The 19,998-nt window shown below is 73.6% G+C and carries 16 protein-coding genes and 1 pseudogene; 10 read left to right on the forward strand and 7 right to left on the reverse strand.

The genetic code is table 11. From position 1 onward, the window contains the following. Positions 1-206: 206 nt before the first annotated feature. From H297_RS0133105 to H297_RS0133120, 4 genes are all read left to right on the forward strand, one after another. Positions 207-1,109: a phosphatidylinositol-specific phospholipase C gene (locus tag H297_RS0133105; protein ID WP_027740531.1), complete on the forward strand. Its 903-nt coding sequence runs from the start codon at positions 207-209 to the stop codon at positions 1,107-1,109. A gap of 300 nt (positions 1,110-1,409) precedes the next feature. After that, positions 1,410-2,780 carry a histidine kinase gene (locus tag H297_RS0133110; RefSeq protein WP_027740532.1) on the forward strand — a complete coding sequence of 457 codons (1,371 nt, stop codon included), beginning with the start codon at positions 1,410-1,412 and terminating at the stop codon, positions 2,778-2,780. A 159-nt stretch (positions 2,781-2,939) separates the two neighbouring features. Beyond that, entirely contained in the window at positions 2,940-3,695 is a 756-nt protein-coding gene (locus H297_RS0133115; RefSeq protein WP_027740533.1) for an SDR family oxidoreductase, read from the forward strand. Between the two features lie 13 nt (positions 3,696-3,708). Beyond that, entirely contained in the window at positions 3,709-4,545 is an 837-nt protein-coding gene (locus tag H297_RS0133120) for an MmyB family transcriptional regulator (protein WP_027740534.1), read from the forward strand. Positions 4,546-4,649: 104 nt separating this feature from the next. Here the strand turns inward: H297_RS0133120 and H297_RS0133125 are convergent, their stop codons facing one another. Beyond that, entirely contained in the window at positions 4,650-5,600 is a 951-nt protein-coding gene (locus H297_RS0133125; protein WP_027740535.1) for a LysR family transcriptional regulator, read from the reverse strand. Positions 5,601-5,728: 128 nt separating this feature from the next. Between H297_RS0133125 and H297_RS0133130 the strand changes: the two genes are divergently transcribed. Together H297_RS0133130 and H297_RS0133135 are read left to right on the forward strand one after the other, a co-directional pair. Beyond that, positions 5,729-6,889, forward strand: a complete 1,161-nt coding sequence (locus H297_RS0133130; protein ID WP_027740536.1) for a PrpF domain-containing protein — start codon at positions 5,729-5,731, stop codon at positions 6,887-6,889. Positions 6,890-6,946: 57 nt separating this feature from the next. Next, positions 6,947-8,194, forward strand: coding sequence for an SLC13 family permease (locus tag H297_RS0133135; protein ID WP_027740537.1), 1,248 nt, complete (start codon positions 6,947-6,949; stop codon positions 8,192-8,194). 67 nt (positions 8,195-8,261) lie between these two features. Here the strand turns inward: H297_RS0133135 and H297_RS39955 are convergent, their stop codons facing one another. Continuing rightward, positions 8,262-9,611: an MFS transporter gene (locus tag H297_RS39955; protein WP_037795926.1), complete on the reverse strand. Its 1,350-nt coding sequence runs from the start codon at positions 9,609-9,611 to the stop codon at positions 8,262-8,264. 574 nt (positions 9,612-10,185) lie between these two features. Continuing rightward, a complete protein-coding gene (locus H297_RS44790; RefSeq protein WP_051352398.1) occupies positions 10,186-10,605 on the reverse strand; it encodes a DUF1295 domain-containing protein in 420 nt (139 codons plus the stop codon). Between the two features lie 276 nt (positions 10,606-10,881). Here H297_RS44790 and H297_RS0133150 point away from each other — a divergent pair, with 276 nt between their 5' ends. Beyond that, entirely contained in the window at positions 10,882-11,760 is an 879-nt protein-coding gene (locus tag H297_RS0133150) for an SAM-dependent methyltransferase (protein WP_027740538.1), read from the forward strand. A gap of 32 nt (positions 11,761-11,792) precedes the next feature. Beyond that, entirely contained in the window at positions 11,793-12,260 is a 468-nt protein-coding gene (locus tag H297_RS0133155) for a hypothetical protein (protein ID WP_037795927.1), read from the forward strand. 7 nt (positions 12,261-12,267) lie between these two features. On the opposite strand, the gene H297_RS0133160 is transcribed toward H297_RS0133155, so the two are convergent. From H297_RS0133160 to H297_RS39970, 3 genes and pseudogenes are all read right to left on the reverse strand, one after another. Further along, complete coding sequence (locus tag H297_RS0133160) at positions 12,268-13,764, reverse strand: MFS transporter (protein ID WP_027740540.1); 1,497 nt, start codon at positions 13,762-13,764, stop codon at positions 12,268-12,270. Positions 13,765-13,826: 62 nt separating this feature from the next. Then, positions 13,827-14,624 (reverse strand): 2OG-Fe(II) oxygenase family protein, encoded by a 798-nt coding sequence (locus H297_RS40680; RefSeq protein WP_078515025.1) that lies wholly within the window; start codon positions 14,622-14,624, stop codon positions 13,827-13,829. A gap of 314 nt (positions 14,625-14,938) precedes the next feature. Then, positions 14,939-15,808, reverse strand: a pseudogene (locus H297_RS39970) (aldehyde dehydrogenase family protein); the annotation flags it as partial. A 225-nt stretch (positions 15,809-16,033) separates the two neighbouring features. On the opposite strand from H297_RS39970, the gene H297_RS0133175 reads away from it, so the two are divergent. Beyond that, positions 16,034-17,254, forward strand: a complete 1,221-nt coding sequence (locus H297_RS0133175; protein ID WP_486589779.1) for a carboxylesterase family protein — start codon at positions 16,034-16,036, stop codon at positions 17,252-17,254. 186 nt (positions 17,255-17,440) lie between these two features. On the opposite strand, the gene H297_RS0133180 is transcribed toward H297_RS0133175, so the two are convergent. Continuing rightward, positions 17,441-18,502: a YncE family protein gene (locus H297_RS0133180; protein ID WP_027740543.1), complete on the reverse strand. Its 1,062-nt coding sequence runs from the start codon at positions 18,500-18,502 to the stop codon at positions 17,441-17,443. Positions 18,503-18,649: 147 nt separating this feature from the next. Here H297_RS0133180 and fes point away from each other — a divergent pair, with 147 nt between their 5' ends. Beyond that, positions 18,650-19,927, forward strand: coding sequence for an enterochelin esterase (gene fes / locus H297_RS0133185; protein WP_027740544.1), 1,278 nt, complete (start codon positions 18,650-18,652; stop codon positions 19,925-19,927). The last annotated feature ends 71 nt before the right edge of the window (positions 19,928-19,998 follow it).

Below are 19,998 nucleotides of genomic sequence, written 5' to 3' on the forward strand. Positions count from 1 at the left end.
GGCAAGCCCGCTATTGCCCGGAAGTTACCGGTGGTAGCAGGGGCAACGGCTGGGGCGTGCCCGGGAATGTGGGCTGCCGCGAACGCGGTGCCCGTAACAGTCCCGCCACACTCAACTCGCCCGCCACGACGCTCTTTCAAGAGCGCATATCGTCACGTGCGGACGGCCCCGGGTGTGCGGGCCGCGATCGGGAGGGGAGTCGGCCGATGGACCGGCGCGGGTTTCTGAGGAGCGCGGCGGTGCTGTCCGCCGCCGGACTGTCGGCCTACGGGGCCGGCACCGGGACGGCCGTGAGCGCCCCGCGCGGAGGCGCCGGGACGCGTGTGGCGCCACAGGAGTGGATGAGCCCGCTCCCGCCGACGACCCCGCTGCGCACCCTCACCGTTCCCGGCACCCACGACTCCGGTGCCCGCCACGGCGGCCCCTGGGTGGAGTGCCAGGACACGGCAGTCGCCGACCAGCTCGCAGCGGGGATCCGTTTCCTGGACGTGCGCTGCCGTGCCGTCGACGGCGTGTTCGCCATCCACCACGGCGCCTTCTACCAGGAGCTGATGTTCGGCGACGTCCTCATCGCCTGCCGCGACTTCCTCGCCGCGCACCCGGGCGAGACCGTCCTGATGCGGGTGAAGCAGGAGTACTCGACCGTCGACGACGAGGAGTTCCGCGGCATCTTCGACGTCTACCTGGACGAGAAGGGGTGGCGCTCCCTCTTCCGGATCGCGGACACCCTGCCCACCCTGGGCGAGGCCCGCGGCAGGGTCGTGCTCCTCGCCGACAACGGAGGTCTGCCGGGCGTGCGGTGGGCCGACCCCGCCCTCTTCGACGTCCAGGACGCCTACCAGTCGGAGCCGTTCGCGAAGTACCCCGAGATCGCCGATCAGTTCCACCGGGCCGCCACCCTGCCGGGGCCGTTCTACGTCAACTTCGTCAGCACGGCGGCCGGTCTGCCGCCCGCCTCCAACGCCGACCGCCTCAACCCCCAGGTCCGCGAGCTGCTGGGCAGCGCCGAGCTGGCGGGGAAGACGGGCCTGGGCATCGTGCCGATGGATTTCCCCGAGGCGGAGCCGGGCCTGGTGGAAGCGGTCCTTGCCCACAACCCGACGAGCTGAGCGCCGGGATGCTGCCGACCCGGCGAGCTGAGTGCGGCGTGCTGCCGCGCAGTCCGGGGAACGCCGACGGACGTGGCGCCCCCGGGTGTGGCGGTCGCGTGGCCGATACCGGGGTGCTCCGAGACGGGTGGGCTTTCGTGGGAGGTGCTGGCGGACGAGGCCGGGGAAGCGCGCCGGTGACAAGGTGATGCGGCGCCCTGGACGACCGCGGAGCCGGCACGTGCCGGGGCGGGCCCGGCGGCGGTGGGGAGCGAGGGGACCAGACGGCGAACCGGAGGAGCGGCCTCCTATCCTCACCGGGTGAGTACCACCAGCCGCATTCGTCCCCTCCGTCACTCCGTCCTCCGCTGCGCGGTCCTGCCCGAGACCGATCCGCGCAGGGCGCACAGCGTCCCCGTACGGCCCGCGCCGCGCTCCCCCCGCATCGCACCGCGCACCGCCGACGTGGCGCTCACGGCGATCGCCGTGCTGTTCTCCGTCTGGAACACCTACAACAACCCCTACCTCGGGCCGGGCGCTCCCTGGGCGAACGCGCTGCTCGGCGTCGTCAGCACCCTGCCCCTGCTGGTGCGGCGCCGGGCACCCGAGCTGGTGCTCGCGGCAGGAGTGCTGGCCAAGGTCTGCCAGGTGTCGTTCCTGACGCTGCCGTTCGCCTACTACGCCGAGGGCGCCTACCGCGGCCCGCACAGCCGGCGGACGGCCTGGGCAGCGGCCGGCCTCGGGCTGGTGGCCACCGCGCCCTGGGGCACCCATGTGTGGACGCACCCGTACCTGCTCGTGAACTGGGTCACGGTCAACTACGTCCTCCTCGGGCTGCTCCCCCTGCTGCTCGGCCTCTACATGGGCGAGCGGCGGGCCGTGCTCGCCGGGCTCGTCGAGCGGGCCGAGCGCGCCGAGCGGGAGCAGCGGCTCGTCGCCGAGGCCGCGCGGGCCCAGGAGCGACAGCGCATCGCCGGAGAGATGCACGACGTCGTCTCCCACCAGGTGAGCCTCATCGTCGTGCACGCCAACGCGCTCAGTGCCGTCACCCACGACCCCGCGGTGACGGCCGAGACCGCCCACATCATCCAGACGGCCGGTCGCCGTGCGCTCACCGAGCTGCGCGAAATGCTGGGCCTGCTGCGCAACGGCCCGGCCGACCGGGCCGACGAGGCACCCGAACCGGAGCCCATGGAAGCCGTCGGGGATGCGGCCGGAGCCGCGGCGGACGACCGGGCCCCGGCGGTCGGCAGGCGGCGCGCCCCGGACGCCGCAGTCGACCGGATCACCGAGCTGGCCGACGGCTCCCGGACCGCGGGGCTCCCTGTCGCCCTGCACGTCGAGGGGGCGCCGCAGCCCTTGCCCGAGCCGGTCGAGCGTGCCGCGCACCGGGTCGTGCAGGAGGCGCTGACCAACGTGCACAAGCACGCTCCGGGCGCCGCCACCGACATCCGCCTGGCCTTCACCCGGGACACGGTGCGGGTACGGATCGTCAACGGCCCGCCCGCCCGGCCCGCGGACGGTGCCCCCGGCGGCGGCGAGCCCCTCCTGCCCAGCGGGGGACACGGCCTCATCGGCCTGGCGGAGCGGGTGCGGCTGGCCGGCGGCACCATCGCCTCCGGCCCCACAGGCGACGGCGGCTTCCGCATCGAGGCCACGCTCCCGGCCGCCGAGGAGGCGGCCGGCCGGTGAGGGGGCCTCCGGGCCGCGGAGGCGGGAGGCGGCCGGGACCGCCTCCATCTGCCTGCCCCGAAAGGGGGATCCGCGGTCCCTGGACAACCGCTGCCTTCCACCCGGCCGTCGGCCGCGACACCGTTGACAAGGAGGAACCACCACCACAGGAGCATCACCATGACGCGCATCGCACTGATCACCGGCGCCAACCGCGGGCTGGGCCGCAGCACGGCCCTGCACCTCGCCGAGGCGGGCACCGACATCCTGCTCACCTACCGCTCACATCGCGACGAGGCGGAAGCCGTCGCCGAGGAGGCGCGCGCACACGGCCGGACGGCGGTCGCCCTGCGGCTGGACACGGCCGACCCGTCCACGTTCCCCGGCTTCGCCGCCACCTTGCGCGACACGCTGCGGCGGCACTGGGACCGTGAGGACTTCGACATCCTGGTCAACAACGCCGGGCACGGTGTGCACAAGGCGTTCGCCGACACCACCGAGGAGGAGTTCGACGGGCTGATGAACGTCCACCTCAAGGGCGTCTTCTTCCTCACCCAGACCCTGCTGCCGCTGCTCGTCGACGGGGGCCGCATCCTGAACGTCTCCACCGGACTGACCCGCTTCGTCGCCGCCGAGACGTCCGCGTACGCTGCCGCCAAGGGCGCCGTGGAGGTGCTCACCCGCTATCTCGCCAAGGAGCTGGGGCCGCGCGGTATCGCTGTCAACGCCCTCGCGCCGGGCGCGACCGCCACCGACTTCGGCGGCGGGGGCGTGCGCGACAGCGCGGAGACCCGGGCCGGGCTCGGCTCGGTCACGGCGATGGGACGGGTCGGGGAACCGGAGGACATCGGCGCGGCCGCCGCGGCCCTGCTCGCCGAGGGCACCGCCTGGATGACCGGGCAGCGCGTCGAGGCGTCGGGCGGAATGCTGCTGTGAGGGAGGACGAACCGTGGACCGAGCACAGCTCGCCGACTTCCTGCGGGTGAGGCGGGAGGCCCTCCAGCCCGAGGACGTGGGACTGCCCCGTGGGCCGCGGCGCCGCACCCGGGGGCTGCGCAGGGAGGAGGCCGCGGCCCTGAGCGGGATGTCGACCGACTACTACAGCCGGCTCGAACAGCGGCGCGGACCGCAGCCGTCTCCCTCGATGCTCACCGCGATGGCCCGCGGCCTCCGCCTGACCCTGCCCGAACGCGACCACCTCTTCCGCATCGCGGGGCACAACGCACCGCCCCGGGCCGGGTCCGAGCACATCACCCCCGGTCTGATGCGGATCCTCGACCGGCTCGGCGACACCCCCGCGCAGGTGCTGACCGAGCTGGCCGAGACGCTGTGGCAGACGCCGATGGCAGCGGCCCTGATCGGGGACGAGATGCGCTTCACCGGGGCCGACCGCAGCCTGCTGTACCGCTGGTTCACGGATCCGGCCGCCCGCCTGCGCTACCCGGAGGAGGACCACCCCGCGCACAGCAGGTTCTTCGCCGCCGAGCTGCGCGCGGCCTTCTCCCGGCAGGGCAGGGGCGGCGCCGCGGAGGTCCTCGTCGAGCGGCTGCTGGCCGTCAGCGACGACTTCGCCCACTGGTGGAGCGCCCACGAGGTCAGTGTGCCGCGCCTGGAGCCGAAGCGGTTCCGCCATCCCGAATTCGGGACGCTGGAGCTGCAGTGTCAGGTACTCCACGACCTCGACCAGACCCAGGCCCTGCTCGTGTACACGGCCACGCCGGGCAGCGAGAGCGACGAGAAACTCCGCCTGCTTCCCGCGACCGGAACCCGTCCCGCGGGCGTCTGAGCACCCACGGCCGTCGTCAGGGGGGTGCGCCGTGGTGGGAGGGGGGAGCGCGTCCAGCCGCTGGTGGAGGCACGCCTGGTGCGGTGCGGGGTGCCGGTCACGGTCTACGAGGCCGGTGACCGACGCGGACGGTGCTCGGTGTCCGTGCCGGTGAAGCCCGCCGCTGCCTCCTGCAGGATCCCGGTCATCACGCGGGCCGCGGGCGTGGTGGCCCGGGTGCGGGAGCGCCCCAGCAGGATGCGGCGCACCGGGGCCGGGGTGTCGGTACCGAAGCGGACCAGCCGCACGTCGCTGCGGTGGTTGGTCAGGGCGAGGCGGGGCGCGATGGCGATGCCCAGCCCGGCGGCGACCATGGCCTGCGCCTCCTGGTAGTCGTGCGACTCGTAGGCGATGCGCGGCTCGAAGCCGGCCCGGCGGCAGCTCCGCCGCAGCACGTCGGCGACGGGGTGGTTGTCGGCGCGGATGATCCATTCCTGCTCGGTCAGCGCGGAGAGCCGCACCTGTGTGTCGTCGGGCAGCGCGGAGTCGGCGGGGACGACCAGGACGGTCGGGTCGTCCAGCAGGTGGGTGAGCTCGAAGGCGCTCTGCTCGATCTGCTTCCACTGGTACTCCCACAGCAGGGCCAGCTCGACCTCCCCGGTGTGCAGCATCTCGCACAACTGGTCCAGCACGCCTGCCCGTACGACCGTGTGGACGTCCGGGTGGCGGCGCCGGAAGCGGGTGAGGGCCAGCGGCAGCAGCGAGGCGCTGACGGTGGGGAAGGAGCCCAGCCGCAGGGTGCCGCGGTCCAGGTGGGCGAAGGCGTCCAGGTCGCCCTGTGCCGCGCGCAGTTCGCGGCGTACGGCCTGTCCGCGGGCGGCCAGTGCCGCGCCGGCCGGGGTGGGCCGTACGCCGCGGGGCAGCCGCTCCAGCAGGGGCTGGCCCGCCTCCCGTTCGAGTTGGGAGAGGTGTTGGGAGGCGGCGGAGGTGGTCATCTCCAGGGCCTGGGCGGCGGCGGTCAGCGAGCCGCGTTCGGCCGCCTCGGTCAGCAGGAGCAGGCGACGCACGTTCATCATGCCGCGAGAGTTTAGCTGTACTGAAGTTGCCTGAAGAAGACAGTCATTGTGCTCAAGTCTCGTCGGTGTCAGAGTCGTCCGCGTCACCCCTCAGCACCCTCTGCGAGACCGGGGAGAACTCTGCCGACATGCACGTCCCTGCCACCCTCCTGCGCGGCGGCACCAGCAAATGCTGGCTGTTCAGCCAGGTGCACGTACCCTCCGATCCGGACGCCCTGGAGCGGCTCCTGGTCGATGCGTACGGCGCGACCGATCCCGTTCAGCTCGACGGTGTCGGCGGTGCCACCCCGACCACGTCCAAGGCCGCGGTGGTCGGCGTGTCCGCGCGGCCCGGCGTCGATGTCGACTACCTCTTCGCGCAGGTGGGAATCGGCACCGGCACCGTCGAGTGGGGCAGCAACTGCGGCAACTGCGCGACCGCCGTCGCCCTGTACGCCGTGGCCAAGGGGCTCGTCCCCCTCACCGGCGACCGCACCCGCGTGGTGCTGCGCAACACCAACACCGGTGCCGTCCTGGAGGCCGACGTCGACACCCGGGGCGGCCGTGTGCAGGAGTTCGGTGTCCAGACCGTGCCCGGCACCCGGTCCGGGGGCGTGGCCGTGGGGCTGACGTTCCTCGACCCCGCGGGCCGCACCACCGGAAAGCTGCTGCCCACCGGCGCCGCCGCCGAGGACCTGCACACGGCTGCGGCGGCCTCGCCGCAGCCGCGCGTCAGCATGGTCGACGCGGGGGCGCCCGTGGTCCTCGTCGACGCGGCGAGCGCGGACCGCCCGCCGGCCGCCACGCTGGACCGGGTGCGGGCCGACGTGCCGTGGCTGCGGTCGGTACGCCACGCCGCGGCCCGCCGGATGGGACTGCTGGAGCCCGGGCAGCAGCCCGGCGACGCGGTGCCCAAGGTCGGCCTGGTCGCCCGGCCCGTGCCGTACACCAGCACGCTCGGCGAGCACATCGCGGCCGAGGACTACGACGTCAGCGTGCGCATGCTCTCCATGAACGCCCCCCACCCGGCGATCGGCCTCACCTCCGCCGTCGCCGTCGCCACCGCCGCCCTCCTCGACGGTTCGGTCGTCGCCGAGGCTGCGGCCCCGCCCGGCGCGCGCCACGACGGCACGCACGGCGACGGCAGCCGCGGTGGTCTCCTGCGCATCGGTACCCCGGCCGGTGTCGTGCCCGTCCAGTGCGCCGGCCTCGACGCCGACGGGCCCGGCCGCGTCACCGTGCAGCGGGCCGCCCGCATCCTGTGCGACGCCTCCCTCGTCGTCCGCGATCCCCACCAGGCCGTGGCCTGAGCGCCCAAGCCTCCCTCCCCGCCCCCTCGCCCCGCCCCCAGCCTCCCGAGGACAAAGATGTCTGCTGAAGCGGTTTCCATAGGCGCCCTGCTCGCCATGTTCCTCATCGGCACCGTCCTGCCGATCAACCTGGGCATCCTCGCCTTCGTCGGCACCTTCGTCGTCGGCACCGCCTCCCTCGGCCTCTCCCAGGAGGAGATCTTCGAGGGCTTCCCCGTCGACCTGTTCGTGACGATCGTCGGCGTCACCTACCTGTTCGCCATCGCCCGCCGGAACGGCACCGTCGATCTGATGGTCGCCGCCGGCGTCCGGCTGGTCCGCGGCAAGGTGGCCCTCATCCCCTGGGTGCTCTTCCTGGTGGCCGCGGTCCTGACGGCGTTCGGCACCTTCACTCCTGCCGCGGTCGCCATCCTCGCGCCGATCGCCATGAACTTCGCCTTCCGGTACGGACTCAACCCGCTGATGTGCGGCATGCTCGTCATCAGCGGTGCCCACGCGGGGGCGTTCTCCCCGATCGCGGTGTCCGGGGCCCTCGTGCTGGGACTCACCGACGGCACCGACGTCTCGGTCGCACCGATGACGCTGTTCGCCGCCAGCTTCGCCATCAACCTCGCCCTCTCCGCCCTCACCTACGCACTGCTGCGCCGGCGCGGCAGCCACGACACCGCCGAGGCGCCGGAGGAGCAGTCGGCGGAGGAACCGGCGGGCCGGATCACCTGGCGCCAGGGCCTGACCCTCCTGGCTCTGGTCGCCCTGGTGGTCGGCGCCCTCGGCTTCCAGTGGGAGATCGGCGTCATCGCGCTGGGGGCCGGGGCCGTGCTGGCACTGCTGGACATGAAGCAGCAGGAGAAGGCCGTCGACGGCATCAGCTGGCACACTCTGCTGCTGGTGTCGGGGATGATGACCTACGTCGCCATGCTGGAGAAGGCCGGCATCATCGAGACCGTCTCGAAGCACGCGGCCACCATCGGGGCGCCCGTCCTCGTCGCCCTCCTGCTGTGCTTCACGGTCGCCGTCACCTCCGCCTTCGCCTCCTCGACGGCCATCCTGACCGCGATCATCCCCATCGCCCTCCCGCTGCTGCTCTCCAGCCATCTGAGCGCCGCCGGGCTGATCGCCGCACTCGCGGTCTCCACCACCATCGTGGACGTCTCGCCGTTCTCCACCAACGGTGCGCTCGTGCTGAGCAACGCCCGCGGTGTCGACCGGCAGCGCTTCTACCGCCAGGTCATCGGCTACACCTGCGCCATCGTCGGCGTCGGTCCGGTGGTGGCCTGGGGCGCCCTCGTGCTGCCCTGGTCGTGAGGGCAGGCGCGCCGCGGCCCGGGTGCATGGCCGGGTGGTACGGCTCCGGTGCGTACGTGGGGACGGATCATGTCTGCGGTGTGTAGCGCCAGAAGGCGGGGACCGCGAAGGCGAGCGCCAGCATCGCGACCACCACCAGCAGGCCGCCGCCGGCAACCGTGTGCCGGGTCCCGGCAGCCGCGCCGACCGTACCGTGCAGCAGGTCGGCGAGGCGCGGGCCGCCCGCCACCACCACGGTGAAGACCCCCTGCATCCGGCCCCGCATCTCGTCGGTGGCCGCCGACTGCAGGATGGCGCCGCGGAAGACCATGGACACCATGTCGGCCGCGCCCGCCACCCCCAGCAGCACCGCAGCCAGCCACAGCGGCCCGGACATCCCGAAACCGGCGATCGAGAGCCCCCACACGGCGACCGCGAGCACCACCATCACCCCGTGCCGGTGCACCCGTGAGTAGAGCCCCGAGAGCAGTCCGCACAGCAGGGCGCCCACCGGGAGAGCCGCGTACAGCACTCCCAGCGCGGTACCCCCGCCCGCCGGGCCACCGAAGTCGAGCTGTGCCATCTGCGGGAACAGCGCGCGGGGCATGCCCAGCACCATGGCGATGACGTCCGCGAGGAACGAGACCAGCAGCAGGCGCCTGCGCACCATGTAGCGGAAGCCCTCCATGATGTCGGCCAGTCCGGCGCGCCGGGCGGTGCCCTTCAGCGGAGGCAACGACGGCAGCCGCCACACGGCCCACAGCGCCACCGTGAGTGCCACCGCGTCGGCCAGGTACAGCACCGGGAGCCCGAGTACCGGCACCAGCGCACCGGCCAGCAGTGGACCGGCGATCTGCCCGAACTGCGCCACGGTCGAGGTGAGCGCGGTGGCGGAGGGAAGCTGTGCGGCCGGCACCAGACGGGCCACCGAAGCGGTGCGCGTCGGCTGGTTGACGCCGAACAGTGCCTGCTGGAGGGCGAGCAGCACCAGCAGTACGGCGACCGACCGCATCCCGGTGGCCGCCTGGAGCCAGAACAGCAGGGAGGTGACCGCGATGCCGGCGTTGCTGAACAGCAGGAGCTTGCGCCGGTCCATCAGGTCGGCGACCGCTCCGCCCCACAGCGCGAAGACGACCAGCGGTACCAACGCGGCGGCGCCCGCGAGGCCGACCAGCGCCGAGGAACCGGTGTCGTCGTAGATCTGGAGCGGCACGGCGACGGCCGTCAGTTGACTGCCGACCGCGGTGACCACGGTCGAGGACCACAGCCGCCGGAAGGGGGCGATGCGCAGCGGTGCCGTGTCCATCGCGAAGCGCCGCAGCCGCCGCAGACCCGTTCTGCCGTCCGGTTCCGCGCGGGGCGGGGGAGGATCGGGCTGGTCGGACCGGTCGCGAGGGGACCCGGACCGGTCCTCGTGGGGCGGTGTGTCGGTGGTCACCGGCCGATCTCCGTTCTCGGCCGGGACATCCCGTGTCGGCGCCGCGCTCGGTCGCGCCACCCCGGCCGTTCGAGCAGGCTGAAGGGACGCGTTGGATGACGTTAACGCCTACGGTCACGGCTCGGGCGACCGCATCTGCGCGCGTCTGTTCCGGGCCGGGAGCGCTCAGCACGCTAACCGGCGGGTAGGAGACAGGTCAACCGGCGCCCGAGGCGTGGACACCCGGACCGGCCCGTGCGCCTGGCGTCCCGCGCGGCCCACCTCACCTGCTGCTCCGTGCCCCGGCAGCGGCACCGTTCCCGGCGCCGTCCCCCGCCCGCTCCTCGGCACCGCTCGCCGTGCGGCCCCGGCACGGCCCGCCGTGCGGTTCCGGGCCCGTCTGCTGCCCCGTCCCGGGATTCAGCCGTGGAGGCGGCGGGCCCGTCCGCTGTCCTGCCCCAGGGCTCCGCCGCGCGGGCGGCCGGACCGTCAGCCGTGGCGGCGGCCGCCTCCAGCACGGGGACGGGCGCCTGCTCCAGCATGCCGACCCCCTCGAAGGCGCATCCGGCGCCCCACACGGCGAGGCCGAGGGCGGTCACCACGCCGGGCGGTGCCGTGACGTACTGGCCGGTCTGTACGGGGAGCGAAATGAGCCACACCGCAACCGCCTGGAGCAGGTACACCGTGCGCAGCGCGTACAGGCCGGGATGGCCAGCAGCTTCTCGTAGCGCGGGTCCTCGCCACGGCCGCGACGGGCGAGGTGCGCGGCGAGCCGGAGCCCCCACACGACGGTTGCCGTACTGAGCAGCAGGCGGCGGGCGCCGTTGCCCGCCCCCGCGGACAGCACGGTGGCGACGACGGCGACGACGGCGAAGGCGAGCCCCCACACGACGTCCACCACGCGGTGCCGCCCGCCGGTGACGGCCACCGCGAAGGCGGCCAGCAGTACGGCGAGGGCGGCGGCCGCCGTGGCCGCGAGATCGGCGCCCAGCCCCGTCCGGTCGAGCCCGCTCATCGTCCCTGGCCCGTCCCTCGCTCGTCGTTCTTCGTCCGCCGTGACGGGGTGGTGCTTCGCCCTCGTCCTCCGGGGTGTTCGGCGCCGGTGGGTGCTGCGGATCGGTGCGAGGGCGCACCGTGTGCCGGCTCCGGAAGGTGTTGGCCGGGAAGGATCTTGACCGGCTGTCACGCCCTGGTTGCCTGTAGCGACCATCTTGTAGCGTCCGGGCCACGGCGCGCCGCGCACCCTGCGCAGGCGGCCGATCCGCCTGGTTGTCCGATGGAGGGAACCTTCGTGAGCACGGATCAGCAGTGGGACATCGTCTCCGGAGTCGGCGTGACGGCCCTGGCGGTCGCGGTCGGCAGAGCGATCGAGTCGAACCGCTCCGACGCGCTGATCACCGATCCGTACGCGTCCGCGTTCCTCGCGGCGGCCCCCTCCCCCCTTCCCTTGCCCAGCACCCCCGCGGAGCTGGCCGACCAGCCGGGCCCGGCCGCACTGTGGACGCTGATGGCCGAGTACCTGGGCGTCCGGTCCCGGGTGTTCGACGAGTACCTGACCTCCGCCGCACGCGAGGGCATACGTCAGGTCGTCATCCTCGCCTCCGGTCTCGACACCCGCGCGTTCCGGCTGGAGTGGCCCGCGGGTACCCGCTGTTTCGAACTGGACCAGCCGTTGGTGCTCGACTTCAAGCTGGGCGTCCTGGCCGAGCGGGGGGCGACCGCGGGCTGTGACCACACCCCCGTGCCGGTGGACCTGCGCGACGACTGGCCCGCCGCGCTGGACGGTGCCGGCTTCGACCCGTCCCGGCCCACCGCCTGGCTGGCCGAGGGCCTGCTGCCGTACCTGCCGCCGGAGGCGGAGGAGCGGCTGTTCAAGGAGATCGACCGGCTCTCGGCCGCCGGGAGCCGACTCGCGGTCGAACACGTCTCCGAGGTCGCGGAACTCGCCGAGGACGCCCTGCTGCAGGACAGCAGCGCGGCCCTGGGCATCGACCTGCCGGCCCTGCTGCCCGACGGCACCCGGCGCGGGGTACGCGACCAACTGGTCTCCCTCGGCTGGACCTACGAGGAGCGGCCCGTCGGGGAGTCCGCACACCGCGTGGGCCGCACACTGACGTCCGCGCCGCGGATGCTGGAGCACATGTTCCACGCGTTCGCGCATCGGCGGTGAACCGGCACCCGGTCATGTGATCGACTGCCTCCGTGGAAGCTCTGTGGGCGAGTGTGATCGCCGTGGTGGGGACACTGCTGGGCTCCGTCGTCACCCATACGTTCCAGCGGCTGGCGTCCCGGCGCGCCGAGGAGTTCAGCCGCGCCGAGACGCTGCGCCGGCAGCGCGTCGACGTCTACAGCGGGTTCGCCTCGGCGGTCGAGGACTACCGACGGGGCCAGTCGGACCGCTGGTACCGCATGGCCCAGGACCCGCACGGCGACGCGTTTTGGACGGCACGCGGTCAGGCCCACGTGTTGCGGACGGCCGCGCGGCAGGCGCTCTACCAGGTCAGGCTCGTCACCGCGCAGAGCCACGTCACCGACGCGGCCGAGCGGGCCTATCGGCGGACCCAGGCCGTCTCGGAGGCCCGGACCCAGGAACAGCACGACGCCGCCGACCTGGAGGCCAGGCGCAGCATCGAGGCGTTCGTCACCTGTGCCGCGCCGCTGGTGCGCTGAGTCGCCGTCACAACCCCTTGCCCTGCCCGGTCTTCCGCTGGGTGAGCGGCGCGGCGATGTCCTCCAGCCCGCGCCGCTCGGCCGGTACCGCGAGGGCCACGGCGATCAGACCGGACAGCGTCATGAGGCCCGCGCCGAGCTGGAAGGCGACCACCGTGTCGCCCACCACGCCGCTCTCGGTGAGCTTGGCGAAGATGAGCGGGCCGCTGATGCCTCCCGCCGCGGTGCCCACCGCGTAGAAGAACGCGATGGCCAGAGCGCGGGTCTCCATCGGGAAGACCTCACTGACAGTCAGGTACGCGGAGCTCGCACCGGCCGAGGCGAAGAAGAGCACCGCGCACCAGCAGGCGGTGAGAGTGGCCGCGCTCAGGTGGCCGCCGCCGAAGAGCGCGGCGGTGCCGAACAGCAGGACGCCCGAGAGGATGTACGTGCCCGAGATCATCACCCGCCGTCCCAGGGTGTCGAACAGCCGGCCCAGCAGCAGCGGGCCGCAGAAGTTGCCGGCGGCGATGACGGCGTAGTAGTACCCGGTCGTGCCGGAGGAGACGTCGAAGAAGGTGATGAGGATGGCGCCGAATCCGAAGGTGATGGCGTTGTAGAGGAAGGCCTGCCCGAGGAAGAGGGCCAGGCCCAGTACGGCTCGTTTGGGGTAGCGGGTGAAGATGCTGTGGGCGATCAGGCCGAAGCCCACCGCCTTGCGCTGATGGATCGTGATCTGCCCGGCGGGCGGCGGGAGTTCCTTGCCCCGGTGGGCGATCGTCCGCTCCTCCGCGTCGCGTACCAGTTCCTCCGCGGCCTTTCCGTGGCCGTGGATGAACAGCCATCGAGGGCTCTCGGGGACGTGTCGCCGCACCAGCAGGATGACCAGCCCGAGGGCGACGCCCAGTGCGAAGGTGAGCCGCCAGCCGATGTCGGCGGCGAAGATGTTCTCGTCCAGCATCACGATGGACAGCAGCGCGCCGCCGGCCGCACCGAGCCAGAAGCTGCCGTTGATGATGACGTCGACCTGGCCCCGGTACTTGGAGGGGATGAGCTCGTCGATGGCCGAGTTGATGGCCGCGTACTCGCCGCCGATGCCGAACCCGGTCAGGAAGCGGAAGAGGAAGAACCACCAGCTCTCGAACGAGAGCGCGGTCATGGCGGTGGCGCCCAGATAGACCGCCAGCGTGATCATGAAGAGTTTCTTGCGTCCTCGCCGGTCGGTCAGCCAGCCGAAGAACAGCGCCCCGGCACAGGCTCCCGCCACGTACAACGCGGCCGCCAGCCCGGTGACCTGACCCGCACTGATGTCCAGCCCGCTGTCCGCCTCCGAAAGCCGCCCGGCGACGTTGCCGACGACCGTCACCTCCAGCCCGTCCAGGATCCAGACGGTGCCGAGCCCGATGACGATCATCCAGTGCCAGCGCGACCAGGGAAGGCGGTCGAGCCGCGCGGGCACGTCCGTGGTGACCGTGCCCTCTTCGACTTCTTCACCCATGCCGCCCGGCGGCTTGTTGTCGGCCATGCCCCTACCCTCCGTTCCCCTGCGTGCTCAGGGCTGCATTGCAGTTCCCGCGGAGGGCTGCTTCACTCGTCCCGCCGGTACCCGGCCCCTTTCACCTGCTCCGTTCGCCGCCCTCGAGCGCGGCACGGGGCGTCGTCGGCGCCGGGTCCGGGCGGATGACCTGCGCGCCGGAGGCAGCGGACCGCCCGGTGCCGCGCGTCCGCCGGCCGGGGTGGTGGAAGAGCAGGTCCAGCGCGCAGGCGCACACAGTGGTGCCGCCCGGCGGCGTGGCCGGCGCCCGTGCCGGGGTCCGTGCCGGGGTCCGGCCGCGCGGCGGGTGGGGCGGGGAAGCGGTCAAAGGCGGGGGCGCGGGGCTGGTGGCGGGGTGACGGCGCTGAGGAGGGGGCTGCGCCGACTGTGGGAACGGGGGCCTCAGTCCGGGCTGCCCTCTCCGTGTCGGCGGCCAGAAGCCGCGCGCTCCCGCGTCCGGCGTCGGCGTGCGGGCGCAGGGCTCGGGAGCCGGCCAGCTTGGCCGCGGTGTGCTCGCCGATGGTGACCGGCGGATGGAGCGGGCCGGTGCCGACGGGCACACAGGTGGGCAGCGGGGTGATGACCGCGTCGGGGTTGCCGTCGTGGAAGTAGGCGGCGGACCTGCGGTTCACGAGCCGGCCCTCCCGGTCGGTCGGCGGCAGCACCCGGTGCAGTGTGGAGCGCCAGCGCTCGTTGGTCCAGCGGGCCAGTGCGTCGCCCAGGTTGACCAGCAACGCTCCCTCGGCCGGCAGGACGTCGTGCCACGTGCCCTCGGGGGTGAGGATCTGGAGCCCGGGGACCCGGTCGGCCCACAGGACGGTGACGATGCCGTAGTCCGTGTGGGCTCCCATCCCCGTCCTGTCGCGGTCGACGTGGGTCCTTCCGTGCGGTGGGGGACGGGGCAGGGGAGCTGTCCGCGGACTGTGCCTGACACGGTGGAGTAACTGTCGTGAGCACGTGAAGAGCCGGGTTCATTGTCTGTCCGACCTCCAGAAGCAGCCCCGCCGCCCCGCCCCGCCGGTCGGTGAAACCTCCGATCCCCCTCCCGCCGGGCCGCCGGAAACCCCTGGGCTAGGGTCGGCGCGTGGAGATCCCCCGCCTGCTCGACGGCCGGCTGAAGTTCCGTCACCTGCTGCTCGTGGACGCCCTCCAGCCCGGCCGCGATGTCGGCGAACACCGACCGGGTGAGCCCTTCCAGCGTCTCGTCCAGGTCGGCGTCGTCGAAGACAAGTGCCGCGTTCTTGCCGCCGAGTTCGAAGGAGACCGGCCGCACCCGCGGGGCCACCGTCCGCATCACCTGCGATCCGGTGGCCGTCGAGCCGGTGAAGGTGACCCCGTCGACGCCCGGGTGCTCGGTGAGGTGCTGTCCGGCCGAACCGCCACCGAAGCCGTGCACGACGTTGTAGGCGCCGGCGGGCAGCCCCGCGTCGGCCAGCACCTGGGCCAGCAGGGCCGCCGTGCCCGGGGTCTGGTCGCCGGGCTTGACGACGACGGTGTTGCCGCAGGCCAGTGCGGCGGCGACCTTCCAGGTCAGCAGGAGCAGCGGCAGGTTCCACGGCACGATCACGGCGACCACGCCGAGCGGTTTGCGGACCGCGTAGTTGAGTGCCTGGTGCCCGCCCGGCAGATCGGTGACGAACGATTCCTGCCCGGCGGCGGCCACCACGTCGGCGAAGGAGCGGAAGTTGGCGACAACTCGTGCCACGTCCAACTCGCGGGCCTGGGCGACGGGCTTGCCGGTGTCGGCGACCTCCGCGGCGACGAACTCCTCGAAGCGCTCCTCGATCAGGTCGGCGGCGCGTCGCAGTACGCCGGTGCGCTCGCGCACCGGCGTCCGGGACCAGGAGCCCAGGGAGCGCCGGGCCGCCGTCACGGCCCGGTCCACCAGCCCGCTGCCGGCCTCGTGGACCCGGGCGTGGACCCGCCCGGTGGCCGGGTCGACGTTCCCGAAGCCGCGGCGCCCGTCGGGGTCGTCAGGCTCGACGAAGCGTCCGTCGACGAAGTTGCGGATCCACCGCTCTGCGTCTGCCGTCATGGTGTCTGCCGTCATGCGTCTCACCCTGGAACGCTCAGCCATGACGAACAAATGCGAATCCCGCTCGACTCCATAGCGGAATGGTTATGTCTCCCCTCGGCGTGCCGGATCACCGGCCGGGCATGCCGCAGGGGGAGAACGGGGCAGTCGGCCATGACCGCCCTGGCATGGCTCACGCCGCATCCGGCATGTGCGGGCGCCGGCCGTCGGCGGCAGGGTGGGGCCATGAGCATGGACGACGCCTCCCTGACCAGGTCGGGGCCGATCCGCTACGCCACGGCGGAGCGCTTCGCGCGGCCCCGCCCGGCTCCGCCCGGCGGGACCCGCCCGTCGAGCGGCCGGATCTGCCCCCAACCGCCCTCCCGGCTCGACGCGGTGATGGGCCCTCCTCGCGACCGCCGCCCCCAGGACGAGGACTGCCTGCACCTGACCGTCACCACCCCCGCCCGGGACGACGGGGCCCGCCCCGTCCTGGTCTGGCTCCACGGCGGTGGATTCAGCAGCGGCGCGGGACTCATGGACTGGTACGACGGCGGCGCGCTCGCCGCACAGGGCGACGTGGTCGTCGTAGGCGTCAACTACCGCCTGGGAGCTTTGGGTTATCTCGTGCTCGACGGTGTCAGCGACGGCAACCTCGGCCTCTTCGACCAACTCGAAGCCCTGCGCTGGGTCCGCGACAACATCGCCGCCTGGGGCGGCGACCCCGACGACGTCACCGTGTTCGGCCAGTCGGCGGGCGCCCTCTCGATCCGGCTGCTGATGGCGATGGCCGACGCCCGCGGGCTCTTCCGCCGCGCCGTGCTGCAGAGCGCGCCCCTCCCCGTGGCGGTACGCCCCTTCGAGGAGGCCCGCGCGCTCGGCCGCGTCTTCGCGGACGCCCTCGACACCGATCCGGGTACCGCATCGCCCGCCGCCCTGCTGGAGGCCCAGCGCCGCACCGCCGAGTTCCACCGGCGCCGCTCCGGCAGCGCGCTCGAACCGCCCTTCACCCCGGTGACGGGAGCCGGCCCCGTCCCCGCCCGAGACCTCGGGATCGCCGTCGACGCCTCCCGCCTGGACGTCATGTACGGCTGGAACGCCGAGGACATGTCCGCCTTCCCGGCCCTCCCCGGCGAGACGGGCACCGTCGCTGAGCGGACCCGGCTGATGTACCAGGTGCCGCTGCACGCCTTCGGTGCCCGGGTACGGGAGGCCGGCGCGTCCCACGTGCACGGCTACCGCCTCGACTGGCGCCCGCCCGGCTCGCCCCTGGGGGCCACCCACTGCGTCGAACTGCCGCTGCTGCTGGGTACCTGGGCCGCGTGGCGGGGTGCACCGATGCTCGGCGACCTCGTACGGGAGGAGGTCGAGGCGTTCGGCCGGGCCGTCCGCGCCTGCTGGCTCTCCTTCGCCCGCACCGGCGACCCCGGCACGCTGCCGGCCCCCCTCGTACGCGTCGAGCCCTGAGGCGACGGCCCCGGCCCTCGTCGCGGCTGGAGCCGGTCACGGACGAGGAGCAGCGCCGCCGCCTCCTGTCGGGCGTGTCCCGCCGGTCGCGGAGGGGCGCCCGGGCCGAGCGGCTGCCCGGCCCGGGCGAGGGCCCCGGGCCGGAGCAGCCGGCCGGTCAGGCGTCCGGGCCGAGCGGTCGCCCCGTCAGCGGGCGACGCGGATGCGGTGCACCTGGTCCTCGCCCGCGGGGCCCGCGCCCGACTTGTCGAGGACGTAGGCGGCGGAGCGGGAGAAGGCGACGTGGTTCGGGTTCGCCCCGGTGGCCAGGGTCTCCTGCACGGTGCCCCGGCGCGGGTCGAGAACGGTCACGTTGCCCGCGGTGCGGTTGGCGGCCAGCACCCGGCCGGAGCGCGGGTCGGTGGCGACCGAGAGCGCGCCTTCCCCGGTCGGTACGGACCTGGTCACCTCGCCCTTGCGCAGGTCCACCACCGAGACGGTGCCGGCCTCCTGGTCCGCGGTGTAGGCGGTGCGCCCGTTGCGGGACAGGGCGACGGAGACGGGGCCGTCCCCGGTGGGCACGAACGTCGGTTCCTTGGCGTGCGGGGAGAGCGCGATGAGGCGGTCGCCGTCGAGGTCGGCCGCGTAGACCGTGCCGGTGCGCTCGTTGACCGCCAGCCCGGTGGGGGAGGAGCCGTCGACGGTGACCCGCTTCTTCTCCTTGTGGGTGCGGGTGTCGAAGGCGACGAGGGTGCCGTCCCCGAAGCCACTGGCCCAGGCCGTGTCGTGGCGCTCGTCCACGACGACCTCCCGGGCGTGCTCGACACCCTTGAGCGTCGTCAGGTGTCTGCCGTCGCGCTGGCTGTAGACCGCGACCGAGTTGTCGCGGGTGTTGGTCGTCCAGACCGTGTTGTGCTCGTCGTCCACGGCGACGCCGTAGACCGCCTCCACGGCGCCGGTGCCGGTGTCGGTGGTCGGCGGCCGGTAGCTGTCCTTCACCTTCAGGTTGCGCGGGTCGACCTTGAGGAGCGCCGAGGTCGTCACGGGTGGGCGGCCCACGGCCGAGGTGGCCCACAGGACGTGGTTCCGCTCGGAGTACGCGGACTGGTACAGGCCGGCCGTCAGCGGTGCGGAGGCCACCTGTGAGGCGCGGTCGTGGTGGTGCGGGGCGACCGCGCTGGCGGTCGCGGTGGGCGTCAGCGCGCTGCCGGCGACGACGGCTACGGCGAGGGCTGCGGTGCGGCGGATGTGGCAGGTGAGGGTGCTCATGCTGCGTCAACTCCTCGGTGCGGGCGCCTCCTGTTGAGGCGACGTAGGTAACTTAACTTAGGCTTACCTAACTTTCATCCCCGGGGGTAAAGTAGCCCTCCGTTGCACCCCGCGTCTCTCGGAGCCCGCCCCCATGACCAGCGCCCCATGACCAGCACCGCCCCGCCCGAGGGAGCCCCCCGCCACCCGCCCCGGCTGCCCCGTCCCGAGGCGGTGCCCACACTCGGCGCACCCGGTGTCGGGCTGCCCGGTCCCGCGGCCGGACCCGCCGCCGTGGAGGAGTTCTGGTCCGACGTACGACGCCGGGGCACCCCGCTCGTCGCCTCCGACCCGCACGGCAGCCCCGTGCACCGGGCCGTCACCTTTCTGTGGCGCGGCGCCCCGGCCACCCGCGCCGTGCAGGTGGTGCCCAACAAGCTCACGGATCCGCGCGCCCCCGAGGGCAACCTCATGCGCCGGGCGGCGGGCACCGACATCTGGCACTGGACGGTCCGGCTGCGCCACGACTGGCGGGGCACCTACGACGTGTTCGTCGACGAAGGGGACGGTCCCGCGCCCGGCAGCCCGGAGTACTGGTCCTGGCTGCGCACCCGCCGCCGCACCGACCCGTACAACGACCGCACCCTGCCCGGCCGCTGGGGTGGCGACCCCGTGTCCTTCGCCGAACTGCCCGCCGCACCCCGCGCCGCCGACTGGCGGCCCCGCCCCGGCGTCGCCCGCGGCACGGTGACCGAGCACCAGGTGCCCAGCAGGCACCTGGCGACCAGCCGGCGCGTGTGGCTCTACACCCCGGCCGCCGTCGCGTCCCCCGCGCCGCCGGCCGAACTCCCCGTGCTGGTCCTGCTCGACGGCGAGCACTGGCAGCCCCGGCTGGGACTGGCGCACCTGCTGGACAACCTCGTCGCGGACGGCCGCCTCCCGCCGCTCGCCGCCGTGCTGCCCGACGCGGTCGACGCCGCCACCCGCTGGTCCGAGCTGACCTGCCGCCCCGAGTTCGTCTCCTTCCTCGCCGACGAACTGCTGCCCTTCGCCGCCGGCCTGTTGCCCGTCACCGCCGATCCGGCACGCACCGTCGTGGCCGGGCAGAGCCTCGGCGGTCTCACCGCGGCGTACGCCGCCGTCCGGGCACCGCACAGGTTCGGCAACGTGCTCGCCCAGTCGGGGTCGTTCTGGTGGCCCGACGGGCCGTCGCCGGAGTGGCTGACCGGCCGGATCGCTGCGGAACCCCGGCTGCCCGTCCGCTTCCGGCTCTCCTTCGGGGAACAGGAGTGGGTGGCCCTTCCGGCCGCCCGGCGACTGCGGGACACCCTGGCCGCCGCCGGGTACCACGACGCGGTACACCGGGAGTTCAACGGCGGCCACGACTACCTGTGCTGGCGCACCGAACTGGCGGACGGGCTGGTGGAGCTGCTGGGCCCCGCCTGAGCCCGGCCGCGCCCCGGTCCCGGCCCGTCCCGGCGGGCGGCCCCACCACGACTCGGGGCCGAGCGCCGCGG

It is taken from the genome of Streptomyces sp. CNT360 (assembly GCF_000424785.1).

Excerpts from the sequence above, each read along its gene's own strand:
- H297_RS0133135 (WP_027740537.1), top strand. The coding sequence starts at position 6,947 with ATGTCTGCTGAAGCGGTTTCCATAGGCGCCCTGCTCGCCATGTTCCTC.
- H297_RS0133130 (WP_027740536.1), top strand. The coding sequence starts at position 5,729 with ATGCACGTCCCTGCCACCCTCCTGCGCGGCGGCACCAGCAAATGCTGG.
- H297_RS0133115 (WP_027740533.1), top strand. The coding sequence starts at position 2,940 with ATGACGCGCATCGCACTGATCACCGGCGCCAACCGCGGGCTGGGCCGC.
- H297_RS0133175 (WP_486589779.1), top strand. The coding sequence starts at position 16,034 with ATGAGCATGGACGACGCCTCCCTGACCAGGTCGGGGCCGATCCGCTAC.
- H297_RS40680 (WP_078515025.1), bottom strand. The coding sequence starts at position 14,624 with ATGGGAGCCCACACGGACTACGGCATCGTCACCGTCCTGTGGGCCGAC.
- H297_RS44790 (WP_051352398.1), bottom strand. The coding sequence starts at position 10,605 with ATGAGCGGGCTCGACCGGACGGGGCTGGGCGCCGATCTCGCGGCCACG.
- H297_RS0133105 (WP_027740531.1), top strand. The coding sequence starts at position 207 with ATGGACCGGCGCGGGTTTCTGAGGAGCGCGGCGGTGCTGTCCGCCGCC.
- H297_RS0133125 (WP_027740535.1), bottom strand. The coding sequence starts at position 5,600 with ATGATGAACGTGCGTCGCCTGCTCCTGCTGACCGAGGCGGCCGAACGC.
- H297_RS0133180 (WP_027740543.1), bottom strand. The coding sequence starts at position 18,502 with ATGAGCACCCTCACCTGCCACATCCGCCGCACCGCAGCCCTCGCCGTA.
- H297_RS0133160 (WP_027740540.1), bottom strand. The coding sequence starts at position 13,764 with ATGGCCGACAACAAGCCGCCGGGCGGCATGGGTGAAGAAGTCGAAGAG.
- fes (WP_027740544.1), top strand. The coding sequence starts at position 18,650 with ATGACCAGCACCGCCCCGCCCGAGGGAGCCCCCCGCCACCCGCCCCGG.